Source organism: Streptomyces gilvosporeus (assembly GCF_002082195.1).
In the GTDB taxonomy this organism is placed as follows: Bacteria; Actinomycetota; Actinomycetes; order Streptomycetales; family Streptomycetaceae; genus Streptomyces; species Streptomyces gilvosporeus.
Genome location: NZ_CP020569.1, coordinates 1,373,277 through 1,385,309, shown reverse-complemented (window position 1 = coordinate 1,385,309; position 12,033 = coordinate 1,373,277). Strand labels below are relative to the sequence as shown.

The 12,033-nt window shown below is 70.0% G+C and carries 9 protein-coding genes; 6 read left to right on the top strand and 3 right to left on the bottom strand.

Annotation, left to right across the window (positions count from 1 at the left end; all coding sequences use genetic code 11):
• Nucleotides 1-11: 11 nt before the first annotated feature.
• The gene (locus B1H19_RS06050) at nucleotides 12-1,733 is read right to left on the bottom strand and encodes a class I adenylate-forming enzyme family protein (protein ID WP_083103582.1); all 1,722 of its coding nucleotides are present in this window, start codon (nucleotides 1,731-1,733) and stop codon (nucleotides 12-14) included.
• Nucleotides 1,734-2,071: 338 nt separating this feature from the next.
• Here B1H19_RS06050 and B1H19_RS06045 point away from each other — a divergent pair, with 338 nt between their 5' ends.
• The 3 genes from B1H19_RS06045 (at nucleotide 2,072) to B1H19_RS06035 (ending at nucleotide 5,473) form a co-directional block, all read left to right on the top strand.
• A complete protein-coding gene (locus B1H19_RS06045) occupies nucleotides 2,072-2,884 on the top strand; it encodes an SDR family NAD(P)-dependent oxidoreductase (RefSeq protein WP_107425898.1) in 813 nt (270 codons plus the stop codon).
• A gap of 117 nt (nucleotides 2,885-3,001) precedes the next feature.
• Nucleotides 3,002-4,198: a CaiB/BaiF CoA transferase family protein gene (locus tag B1H19_RS06040; protein WP_083103580.1), complete on the top strand. Its 1,197-nt coding sequence runs from the start codon at nucleotides 3,002-3,004 to the stop codon at nucleotides 4,196-4,198.
• Nucleotides 4,199-4,306: 108 nt separating this feature from the next.
• Nucleotides 4,307-5,473, top strand: coding sequence for an acyl-CoA dehydrogenase family protein (locus tag B1H19_RS06035; RefSeq protein ID WP_083103579.1), 1,167 nt, complete (start codon nucleotides 4,307-4,309; stop codon nucleotides 5,471-5,473).
• Between the two features lie 21 nt (nucleotides 5,474-5,494).
• Here B1H19_RS06035 and B1H19_RS06030 read toward each other — a convergent pair whose 3' ends face one another.
• The gene (locus B1H19_RS06030; RefSeq protein ID WP_083103578.1) at nucleotides 5,495-7,015 is read right to left on the bottom strand and encodes an alpha/beta hydrolase; all 1,521 of its coding nucleotides are present in this window, start codon (nucleotides 7,013-7,015) and stop codon (nucleotides 5,495-5,497) included.
• Nucleotides 7,016-7,442: 427 nt separating this feature from the next.
• Here B1H19_RS06030 and B1H19_RS06025 point away from each other — a divergent pair, with 427 nt between their 5' ends.
• The 3 genes from B1H19_RS06025 (at nucleotide 7,443) to B1H19_RS06015 (ending at nucleotide 10,681) form a co-directional block, all read left to right on the top strand.
• Entirely contained in the window at nucleotides 7,443-9,098 is a 1,656-nt protein-coding gene (locus B1H19_RS06025) for an APC family permease (RefSeq protein WP_203237111.1), read from the top strand.
• Between the two features lie 217 nt (nucleotides 9,099-9,315).
• On the top strand, nucleotides 9,316-9,873 hold the full coding sequence (locus B1H19_RS06020) for a hemerythrin domain-containing protein (RefSeq protein WP_083103577.1): 558 nt from the start codon (nucleotides 9,316-9,318) through the stop codon (nucleotides 9,871-9,873).
• A 67-nt stretch (nucleotides 9,874-9,940) separates the two neighbouring features.
• Entirely contained in the window at nucleotides 9,941-10,681 is a 741-nt protein-coding gene (locus B1H19_RS06015) for an SOS response-associated peptidase (protein WP_083103576.1), read from the top strand.
• A gap of 70 nt (nucleotides 10,682-10,751) precedes the next feature.
• Here the strand turns inward: B1H19_RS06015 and B1H19_RS06010 are convergent, their stop codons facing one another.
• Nucleotides 10,752-11,978: a cytochrome P450 gene (locus tag B1H19_RS06010; protein WP_083103575.1), complete on the bottom strand. Its 1,227-nt coding sequence runs from the start codon at nucleotides 11,976-11,978 to the stop codon at nucleotides 10,752-10,754.
• Between the last annotated feature and the right edge of the window lie 55 nt (nucleotides 11,979-12,033).

Below are 12,033 nucleotides of genomic sequence, written 5' to 3'. Positions count from 1 at the left end.
CCGGCCCCCGATCACGTCCAACGCCCGGAACCGACGGGCCGCGCATCGGGCAGCAGCCGCTCCCGCAGCAGCACCCTGGCGACCTTCCAGGTGCCGGTCCGCGGGAACTCCTCCCAGCGGATGCGCAGCGGATCCGCCAGCTCCGGCAGGTCCTTGGCCGCCCGCTGCCATGCGCCGGGCGCGAGCGGAGCGTCGCCCGCGGTGCTGTAGACCGGCACCGGTGGCCGCTCGCCGGCCGGGAGGATCACGATCTCGGTCAGCTGGGGCAGCCGGTCCAACAGCACGTCCTCCAGCTCGATGGCGCTGCCGCCGGCGATCCGGTCGATCTCCCGGTCGATCAGCCGGACCGCCCCGAACCGGTTGATCACCCCGAGGTCCCCGGTGTTCCACCACTCGCCGTTGCGTTTGCGCTCGTGCCGCTCCTGCTCCCCGACGTAGGCCAGACAGCGGCCGGGCTGCGAGAACTCGATCAGGCCGACCTCGCCCCGGCGCAGCGGCCGCCCGGTCTCCGGGTCCACGGCCCGGATCTTCCCGTACGCCGGAACCGGCCGGCCGAGGTTCTGGTTGACCGGCGGTCGCTTGCCGCGCCGCCGGACCGAGCGGCGCGTGTACGGCCGCAGGGCGATCGGGCCGCATTCGCTCTGGCTCCACGCCTGGATCCACAGCGGTACGCGACGGTCGCTGGCGTCCAGGAAGGTGCGGATGGTGCGAGTGTGGATCGCGTCGAAGGAGTTGAGGAACAGCCGGACGTTGCCGAACGGACGGACCGGGTCCCGTGCCAGGTCCTCCCAGGCCAGGAACATATTGGGCATGGCCTCCACCACGGTGGGCCGGTGCTCGGCCAGCAGGGGTTTGACCGCAGGCGACAGCGGGTCGGAGAGCATGATCATGCGCAGCCCGATGGTCGCCACCGTGAGCTGATGGGCCATCACCCGCTCGTGCCAGAACGGGTCGCAGAACGCCCAGGTGTCCCGCGGGCCCATCCACAGCGGCCAGCGCTCGGCCTCGACCAGATCCATACCGTGCGCCGACGTCGCGGAATGCATCACCAGCTTGGGCACACCGGTGGTACCCGAGGTATGGGTCACCCACATCGGCTCGTCCGGCGCCCGCAGCCGGGTGGCGGCCGCGGCACCGCCCCGCAGGCTCGCCAAGTCCACCAGATCACGGCGGCCGTCGGTGCCGTCGACGCACACCGTCCGCCGGGTCAACCGGGCGATGGCGTCGGCGTCGAGCGCACAGCGCTGGAGATGGGCCCGGTCGGTGACCAGGAACGGCCGCTCCAGCCGCCCGAGCAGGATGTGGGAGACCGGCGTACCGTCCACCGGCGGACCGTAGACGCCCGACAGCGGCGCGGGAATCGCCCCGATCCGCGCCGCGGCCGACGACAGGACCAGCAGATCGAAGTGGTTGGCCTTGAGGAGCGCCACCCGATCCCATTCCCGCACGCCCAGCCGGTGGAGCCAGCCGGCCGCCTCGTCGACCAGCGCCGCCCACTGCGCGAACGTCCGCGCGGACGGGCCCTGGGGGTCGATGTCGGGCGGCCGGTCGACGGTCAGCAGCTGGGACGGATGCCGTTGCGCCGCGACGTGCCACGCCTCACCGATGCGCCCGGTGGCCAAGGGACGGCCACCCAGCCAACGGGGGAGGATCCGTTGCGCACCACGGGTGTCGGCGTACGCGGTGAGGAATGTGGGCGGCCCTTCGTGGTGCGCCGTCGGGTGGGAGGACATGCCCTCACCTCTTGTGTGTAGGTGCCGGCTGGTTCACCCGTCAGCGTGCAAAGCGCTGCGGCCGGCCGACAACCGGACGTTCCGGGGAGCGGAATGCGCCCCCGAATGCGCCGCGAATGAGCCCGTGAATGAGCCCGTGAAAGGGTGCCTGAATAACCCTCTGCCTAAAGGCTTTTGGGTATTCCGCTCAGTGGGACGCGACTTGCCTCCGGACGCCGCGAGCGCCGACGCTTCCCGAGCCGCCGGCCGCACGGTGCCTCCGCAAGGAACCCTCAGCAAGAAATCCTCCGCAACGAACCCTTCGCAAGAAATCCGGCGAAGAAAAGAAAGGCTGAGCCATGCTCTCTCGATTTGCGCTCGACGGCAGGAATGCCTTGGTGACCGGGGCGTCACGCGGTACCGGACGAGCGATTGCCCGCGCCTTCGCCGAGGCGGGCGCCGATGTGGCCGTCCTCGCGCGCACCACCGACGACCTTCGTGAACTCGCCCTCGAAGTGGAGCGGTTGGGACGCAGAGCCGTCGTGCTGACCTGCGATGTCACCGAAGAGGAACAGATCCACTCCGCGGTCACCGAGGCGATCGGCGCCCTCGGCCCCTTGGACATCGTCGCGAATGTCGCGGGCGGCACCCCCACCGCGGGCCCGTTCCTGGAGATCCCGGTCGACGCCTGGCAGCGCGATATGCGCCTCAACTTCGATTCCGTATTGCACTTCTGCCGGGCCGTGGGTCCGCATCTCCTGCAACGGGGCACCGGCTCGGTGATCAACGTGTCCTCGGTGGCCGGTGTGGCCGGCGTTCCCTCCCGTTCGACGATCGCCGTATCGAAGGCCGCCGTCATCGCCCTGACGCGGACCCTCGGCGCGGAATGGGCATCGGCCGGGGTCCGGGTCAATGCGATCCTCCCGGGCTGGACCGCCACCGCGGAGACGGCAGCGGTCCGCGGGAACCACGACGTCTCCGCCGGTCTGATGCACGCCGTCCCGATGCACCGGTGGGGCACGCCCGAGCAGATCGCCGACTCCGCCGTCTACCTGGCCGGCGACGCCTCCGAGCTGGTCACCGGAAGCTGCCTGACCATCGACGGTGGTGTCTCCGCCTACGTCGGCGGCCCCACCCTGCTCGATCTGCTCGCCCTCGGACGCCTGGGCTGACCACCGCGCGATGTCGCCGACGTCATGTCGGCGCCATATTGCGCTCCTACGGTCCTGACCGGCCATGATGGGACGTCGCGTAGCACCTGTGCCCGGCCGACCTGGAGGTCACCGTCCATGGAGCGCCCCGAGGAATTGCCGCTGTCCGGTGTCACCGTCGTCAGTGTCGAGCAGGCGGTGGCGGCGCCCTTCGCCACCCGGCAACTGGCCGATCTCGGGGCCCGGGTGATCAAGGTGGAACGGCCGGGAGGCGGCGACTTCGCCCGCCGGTACGACACCACCGTGCACGGCCAGTCCAGTTACTTCGTGTGGCTCAACCGGTCGAAGGAATCGGTGACACTGGACCTGAAAACGGACCCTGGGCGGCGGATCCTGGAGCAACTGCTCTCCGAAGCCGATGTGTTCGTACACAACCTCGCTCCGGGGGCGATCGGGCGGCTCGGCCTGGACGCGGGGACCGTCGCCGAGCGGTTCCCGTCGCTGATCCCCTGCGCGATCTCCGGTTACGGAACGAGCGGACCGTGGGCCGACCGTAAGGCGTACGACCTGCTCGTACAGTGTCAGACCGGCCTGGTCTCCCTGACCGGGAGCCCCCAGGAGACCGCACGGGCGGGGGTGTCGGTCGCCGATATCGCCGCCGGGATGTATGCCTACTCGGGCATCCTCACCGCCCTGTTCGCCCGCGCGACCACCGGGGTCGCCCGCGCCGTGGAGGTCTCCTTGTTCGAGGCACTGGCCGAGTGGATGGGCCAGCCCGCCTACTACACCCGCTACGGCGGCAGCCAGCCCCCGCGGATCGGCACCCAGCACGCCACGATCGCCCCCTACGGCGCCTATACCGCGGCCGACGGCAAGGACGTGCTGTTCTCCATCCAGAACGAACGCGAATGGGCCGCCCTGTGCGAGCAGTTCCTGCGGCGCCCCGACCTCGTCGACGACCCGCGGTTCGCCACCGGCTCCGCCCGGGTGGCCCACCGCGAGGAGCTGAACGCGATCGTGACCGGACGGTTCGGCGAGTGCGACAGCGGTGAGGTGAGGGCGCTGCTCGACAAGGCGGGCATCGCCAACGCCGGAGTCAATGACATCGAGGAATTCCTCGCGCACCCCGTCCTCGACGCCCGCGGCCGGTGGCGGGACGTACGGATTCCCGGGGGCGCCACCGTAGCGGCGCTGCTGCCGCCCGTGGACCTGGCCGGCGTCACGGTACGGATGGGGGACGTCCCCGCCGTCGGCGAGCACACCGAGACGGTCCTCGCCGAACTCGGCTACGGCACCGCGGAGATCGGCGCACTGCGGGCCGACCACGTCATCTGAACCCGCGTTTCCCCACCACCCGGCAGGTCGGCCGCGTCATCCGACCTCCGGGACGTCCCCGCCCCCGCAGGTCGGCCACCCTCCTCCCGCAAGGAGCGAACACACCACATGAGCACCCTCGACATCCTGTCCGAGGACGAACGGTGCATCGTCGGCACGGTGCGCGACTTCGTCGACAAGAGCGTCAAGCCGGTCGCCCGGGAACTCGACCACAGCAACACCTACCCCGAAGCCCTGATCGAGCAGATGAAACGGCTCGGCGCCTTCGGCCTCGCCGTCCCGGAGGAGTACGGCGGCACCCCCGTCTCCACCCCCTGCTATGTGCTGATCTCCGAGGAACTCGCCCGGGGGTGGATGAGCCTGGCCGGTGCGATGGGCGGCCACACCGTGGTCGCCAAACTCCTGCTGCACTTCGGCACCGAGGAGCAAAAGCAGCGGTATCTGCCGAAGATGGCGACCGGCGAGGTACGGGCGACCATGGCCCTGACCGAACCGGGCGGCGGCTCCGACCTCCAGGCCCTGCGGACCGTCGCCCGCAAAGATGCCGACGGCTATGAGGTCGACGGCGCGAAGACCTGGATCACCAATGCGCGCCGCTCGGGGCTGATCGCGCTGCTGTGCAAGACCGACCCGGACGCGGCCCCCGCGCACCGGGGCATCTCGCTCCTCCTCGTCGAGCACGGCCCCGGCCTCACCGTCTCCCGCGACCTCCCCAAACTCGGCTACAAGGGTGTGGAGAGCTGCGAGTTGTCCTTCGACGGCTACCGCGCTCCGGCCGACGCCGTGCTCGGGGGCGTCGAGGGCCGGGGATTCGCGCAGATGATGAAGGGGCTGGAGACCGGCCGGATCCAGGTCGCCGCCCGTGCGCTGGGCGTGGGCCGGGCCGCGCTGGAGGACGCCCTTGCCTATGCCCGGCAGCGCGAGTCGTTCGGCAGGCCGATCTGGAAGCATCAGTCGATCGGCAACTACCTCGCCGACATGGCCACCGCGCTCACCGCCGCGCGCCAGCTCACCCTGTACGCGGCCAGGGAAGCCGACGCGGGGCGCCGGGTCGATATGGAGGCGGGGATGGCGAAGCTGTTCGCCTCCGAGACCGCCTTGCAGATCGCCGTCAATGCCGTCCGTATCCACGGTGGGTACGGCTATTCCACCGAGTTCGATGTGGAGCGCTACTTCCGCGATGCACCGCTGATGATCGTCGGAGAGGGGACCAACGAGATCCAGCGCAACGTGATCACACGCCAGCTCATCGAGCGCGGCGGCCTCGACGCCTGACCCGAACGTCGGCCGGTTTCGTTAGCCGCAGGTGGGCAGGGGCTCCGTACTCCCCGACACCAGACTCCCCGACACCAGGAAGCGCGCCACCGCCCGCTGGGCGCACTCCACTCCGCCGGTGGTCGCGATATGCGTGCGCCCCGTGAAGGTCACCAGCTTCGCGTCGAGGCGGCGGGCCACCGCCCGGGCGCTGGCGATTCCCGTACGGGGGTCGTGGGTGCCGTTGATGACCAGCGGGCGCGGCGCGGAAGCGGGTGCCGTGATCTTGCCGAGCGGTCTGCCCCTGCCCGGCCAGGCGGCGCAGGGCAGGTAGTCGGCGGCGGTGAAGGACGACTCCTTGTCGGCCGTGTGGAAGGCGTCGGCGATGGCGTTCGGCGTGCCGGGCCAGGCAAAGTCCGTGCAGTAGACACCCAGGTTGTAGCCGAGATCCAGCGTCGAGCCCGCTTCGGCCCTCAGCTGCTCGGGGAATCCCTTGTCGGCGAGCGTGCGCAGGCCCGCCCGGTCGCCGTGCGCCGCGGCGTCCAGCGCCCTGGCCAGCTCCGGCCAGCGGGCCGGGACGTACCCGCCCGCGGCCGCCGCGGCCAGTACCTCCTTGCGGCCCTTGTCCTGGTGGCCGCCTGCCGTGAGCGCCCGGCCCACCGGGTCCGCGCTCACGGGGCAGCGCGCACCGCCGTCCCGGCACCACAGCGTGAATCCCGACAGCATCGACTGGAGCTGCTGGCGCGCCTTCTCCTCGGGGCCGCCGCTCGTATACGCCTTGTCCTGCGCGGACCCCGAGGCGTCGAGGGCCGCCCGCACTCCCTGGACGGCCGGATCCATCGTCCCGTCCAGCACCACGGCCCGGACGCGGTGCGGGTGCGCCGCCAGGTACTGCTGGCCGAGCAGGGTTCCGTACGAGCCCATCAGCAGGCTCAGCTTCTCCTCACCCAGCGCCGCACGGATCGCGTCCAGGTCCTCCGCCACGCTGCGGGTGCCCAGGTGCCCGGCCATTGCGCCGAGCTTTTTCGTGCAGGTGCCGGCGTAGGTGCGGGCCGCGGCCGCGGCGGCCGCGCGCTTGCCGCCTTCCAGCGCCTCCGCCACGGCAGCGGCCTCTCCGCACGCGGGAACGGCCGCGCTGCGCCCCGAGCCCCGCGGGTCGAACCCGATCAGGTCGAACCGCTTGCCCAGCTCCGGCGGCAACTGCGCCGCCGGAACGTAGGCCCCCGAGATCCCGGGACCGCCCGGGTTCCACACCAGGGCCCCGATCAGCCTGCTCCGGTCGGACGCCGGCAGTCGCGACACGGCGATCCCGAGCCGGGGGCCGCCCGCGTCCGCCGGGTCCACGGGCACCTTCACCGTCGTGCACCGACGGCCCGGCTGCCCCGGCAGCGGGCAGCCCTTCCATACGAGGCTCCGCTGGGAACGGAGGGGTGAGGGGTGGTCGGCGGTGCCCGAGGAGCCCGTGGGGCCGCCGCATCCCGTGCCGAGGAGCAGCGCAGTGACGCCGCACAGGGTGGACAGGACGGACAGAGAGGACGGGGCTTTACCAAGACGCGGTGTCATTTGTCCATATCTATACGATTCGCCCCGCAGAGGTGGGTCTCTCGGCGCGCGGCGGCGCCTGTGATGTCGCTCCACGCCGTGGGTGGCGCCAAGTGCCCGAGGTGGTAGGGGGTGTTGGGCACCGTTCCGCCGAATCGCCCCGTTTTTGGAATGACTATTCCTGATTGCGAAAGTTCAAGTTTGCGTCAAGGAAAGGCGCGTCGAAGGCTGGGCGGAGTAATCGTCCGGTTGCTGTCCGCTGTGTAAGCGCGCGGTAAAACTCGTCAATCTGCATACGCTCGGCGAAATGTCCACAGCGGCGGGTCGAAATTTAAGCAAGGACTTATTCAAGGAATATAACTATTCAGCTGGGGCCCCTTTGCAGGTCCGTGCATGCTCCCTAGCCTGATGCAAATTTCCAGCCAGTCCCTGTCTTGAAAGGGCTCCAATGGCAAACGTTGACGAAATCTCTGCACCGAGGGCGGGCGAACCCGGCTCCCTCGGAAAGGGTGGCTCCCTGCGCAGGGATGTGGGACTGATCGGTCTGATGTGGGCGTCGGTCGGCTCCATCATCGGTTCCGGCTGGCTCTACGGAGCCCAGAAGGCCGTGGTCGTGGCGGGACCCGCCGCGGTCATCTCCTGGGGCATCGGCGCAGTGGCGATCATTCTCCTTGCGCTGGTGCACGCCGAGCTCGGTGGCCTCTTCCCGGTCGCCGGCGGTACGGCGCGGTACCCGCACTACGCCTTCGGCGGCCTCGCGGGCATGTCGTTCGGCTGGTTCTCCTGGCTCCAGGCGGCGACCGTCGCCCCGATCGAGGTCGAGGCCATGATCGGCTATGCCGGTCACTGGAAGTGGGCCCAGGGATTCCTGAATGCGAACGGGACCCTCACGACGAGCGGCATAGTCGTCGCCGTCTTCCTGATGGCGATCTTCGTCGCAGTGAACTTCCTCGGCGTGAAGGTGCTGGCGCACACCAACAGTGCGGCAACGTGGTGGAAGATCGCCGTACCCCTCGGGGCGATCTTCATCATCGCGGCGACCAACTTCCACCCGCACAACTTCACCTCGCACGGCTTCGCGCCGTTCGGCGCCAAGGGCGTGCTCAGCGCCATCAGCACCAGCGGCATCATCTTCGCGCTGCTCGGCTTCGAGCAGGCGATCCAGCTCGCGGGCGAGAGCCGCAACCCCAAGCGTGACCTGCCGCGCGCAACGATCGGGTCGGTCGCGATCGGCGCGGTCATCTACATCGCGCTCCAGGTGGTCTACATCGGCGCCCTGCCGCTGGCCTCCTTCGCGCACGGCTGGGCCAAGCTGCACTACGTGGGCATCGAGGGCCCGTGGGCCGGTCTGGCCACCCTGGTCGGCCTGGGCTGGCTCGGCTGGGTCCTGTACGCGGACGCGATCATCTCCCCCGGTGGCACCGGCCTGATCTACACCACGTCCACCTCGCGTATCTCCTACGGCCTGAGCAAGAACGGCTACGCCCCCCGCCTGTTCGAGAAGACCGACCGCCGCGGTGTGCCGTGGTTCGGCCTGATCATGTCCTTCGTGACCGGCGTGATCTGCTTCCTGCCCTTCCCGAGCTGGCAGCAGCTGGTTTCCTTCATCACCTCGGCGAGCGTCCTGATGTACGCCGGTGCGCCGCTGGCCTTCGGCGTGTTCCGTGACCGGCTGCCGAACCACGAGCGCCCGTACCGCCTGCCCGGCGGCAAGGTGATCTCGCCGATAGCCTTCGTCGTCGCGTCCCTGATCATCTACTGGGCCGGCTGGGACACCCTCCAGCGGCTCGGCTGGGCGATCATCATCGGGTACGTGCTGCTCGGCAGCTACGCCTTCTACGCGACGAAGAAGCGCCTGCCGAACGCGCCGCGACTGGACTGGAAGGCCGCGCAGTGGCTTCCGGTGTACCTGATCGGCATCGGCCTCATCTCCTGGCAGGGCGGCTTCGGCGGCCAGAGCCACATCCCGATGTGGTGGGACATGGTGATCATCACGGTGTTCGCCCTGGGGATCTACTACTGGGCCCGCGCCACCGCCGTCTCCGGCGAGGCCATCGAGCAGAACATCGAGGAGGTTGCGGTCGTGGACGAGGGCGGTCACTGACCTCGTACCCGACCTGACAAGCCGTGGGGCCGCCGGACATCCGGCGACCCCACGGCTTGCTGGTGTCCGGGCCACGGGGCGCCGCACCCCCCGGCCGTGTCCGCCGGTTCAGCGGACTTTCGCAGCGGGGGCGATACCGGGCTCGGCCGGAGGGGAACGGGTCGGTCGGGCGGCCGGATCGGCCGGCCGACCGAGCACCACCAGGAGGCGGCACCACATGGGCCACGGCGGGGATGTCATCGCGGAGCTGCTCGTCGACCACCGCGAGGTCGACGCGCTCTTTGAACAGTTCAACGACGCGGCCCCCGGCAGCGCGGACCGCAAGCGGCTGATCGACGCCCTGACCATCGAGCTGGTACGGCACACGGTCGCCGAGGAACAGCACCTCTACCCGGCGGTGCGCGAGCATCTCGAGGACGGCGATGCGATCGCGGACAAGGAGATCGCCGACCACGGCCGCGTCGAACGGCTTCTGAAGGACCTGGAGGGCCGCGCACCGGACGACGCCGACTTCGACCGCCTGGTGCGCGAGCTGCGCACCGAGGTCCTCGCGCACGTGGACGACGAGGAGAACCACCTCTTCGAGCAGGTGCGCATCGGCGTCCACCCCTTTGTCCTGGAGAGCCTGGGGAAGAAGGTCCGCGAAGCGAAGAAGACCGCCCCCACCCGGCCCCATCCGGCGGCCCCGAGCACGCCGCCGGCCAACAGGCTCCTGACTCCCGGCCTCGGCCTGGTCGACCGGGCCCGGGACTACGTCACGGGCCGAGGGCAGTAGCTCGCCCCCTGCGCCCCTTCGCGGGGCGATCCGGCCCCGCCGACCGGCTTCCTGGCAGGGTGGAGGTATGTGCGGTCGCTATGTCTCCACCCGCCGTCCGCAAGATCTTGTGGACCTGTTCGACGTCAAGCGCTGGGATCCCGGCCAGGCGCTGGACCCGAGCTGGAATGTGGCCCCCACCGACAACGTGTGGTCGGTGCTGGAACGCGTCGAGCGGGACACCGGCGAGATCACCCGGCAGCTGCGGCCGTTGCGCTGGGGACTGGTGCCGTCGTGGGCGAAGAGCCTGAACGTGGGCGCGAAAATGATCAACGCGAGGGCGGAGACCGTGGCCGAGAAGCCGGCCTACCGCCGGGCCTTCGCCAAGCGCCGCTGTCTGCTGCCCGCGGACGGCTTCTACGAGTGGCAGCCCGTGGCGGCGACCGGGACGGCCAAGGCCCGTAAGCAGCCGTATTTCATCAGCCCCGAAGACGGCCAGGTCATGGCGCTCGCCGGGCTGTACGAGTTCTGGCGCGACCCGGCGGTGGCGGAGGACGACGATCCGGTGGCGTGGTGGACGACCTGCACGATCATCACGACCGAGGCCGTCGATGCCGCCGGGCACATTCATCCGCGCATGCCGCTGGCCATCGCGCCCGCCGACTGGAGCGCCTGGCTCGACCCGGGCCACCAGGACAGCGGCGAACTCCGCGCCCTGCTGGCGACCCCCGCCGCCGGCCACCTCGACGCCCGCGCCGTCTCCAGCGCGGTCAACAGCGTACGTAACAACGGCCCGCACCTTTTGGACGATGCCGGTGAGGGCCGCTGACGGCCGCCGACCGTCGAGGCCGCCGACGGCGTGGCGCGTCCCCCAGAGGTGACGCGCCCGGCCGACGCTCCTACCGGTCCGTTTCCGTCCAGGTGACCGGCAGTTCGTGGACGCCGTAGAGATTCATGTCGGTCTTGAGTCTCACCTCGCCGGCGGGGATGGCGAGTTCGAGGGTCGGGAAGCGACGCAGCAGTCCGTCGAAACCCACGCGCATCTCGATGCGGGCCAGTTGCTGGCCGAGGCACTGATGGATGCCATGGCCGAAGGACAGGTGACCGCGGGCCTTGCGGTGGACGTCCAGGGTGTCGGGGTCGTCGAAGCGCTCGGGGTCGCGGTTGGCGGCCAGCAGCGAGACGATGACGGTCGATCCCTTGCCGATGGTTTCACCACAGAGCTCGATGTCCTCCGTGGCGTAGCGATAGAAGATGTCGCCGACGGCCAGGTAGCGCATGAGTTCCTCGACGGCACCGGGCATCAGGTCCGGGTGGGCGCGCAGTTCGGCCAGCTGCTCGGGGTGCTCCAGGAGCGCGAAGGTGCCCAGCGACAGCATGTTGGCGGTGGTCTCGTGGCCCGCGAGCAGCAGCAGGAAGGCGATGCCGGTCAGCTCTTCGATGCTGAGGTCGTCATCGCGGGCCAGGTCGGACAGGATGTCCTCGCCGGGCGTGGCGCGTTTGCCGGTGACCAGTTCGGCCAGGAAGGTGCTCATGGCGCCGCACGCGGCCATCTTCTCGTCGAGCGTGATGTCCTTGACCATGAACTTGGCCGTGTTGACCTGGAAGTTGTCCCGGTCCTCGTAGGGGACACCGAGCAGTTCGCAGATCACCAGCGAGGGCAACGGCAGCGCGAACTCCTTGACCAGGTCGACCGGCGGGGTGAGGCGCGCCATCTCGTCCAGCTGCCGCTCGGCGATCTCGCCGATGCGCTCTTCGAGCTGCTTCATGCGCCTGACGGTGAAGGCGCCGGTGAGCTTGCGCCGCAGCCGGGTGTGGTCCGGCGGGTCCATGGCGACGAACATGCCCGGTATCTGCGGGGACGGTTCGGTCATGACGGGCATGCTGGGGGTCTCGTACGGCATGTGGAGTACGCCGATGTCCTGGCGGGAGCTGAACCGGGTGTCGGCCAGGAGCCGGCGGACCGCGTCGTAGCCGGTGACGAGCCAGCCCTCGTGACCGTCGGGGAAGAGCAGGGGACTGACCGGACGAGCCTCGCGCAGCCGGGTGATCTGGCGGGGCGGGTCGAAGGGGCCCGCGTCGCGGTCCATCGGGAGGCCGTGCGGGACGGAAACCGTTTCACTCATCGGAGTGCCTTTCGGGGTGGTAATGGCGGCCGGACGGCGGTCGGCGACTGCGGAC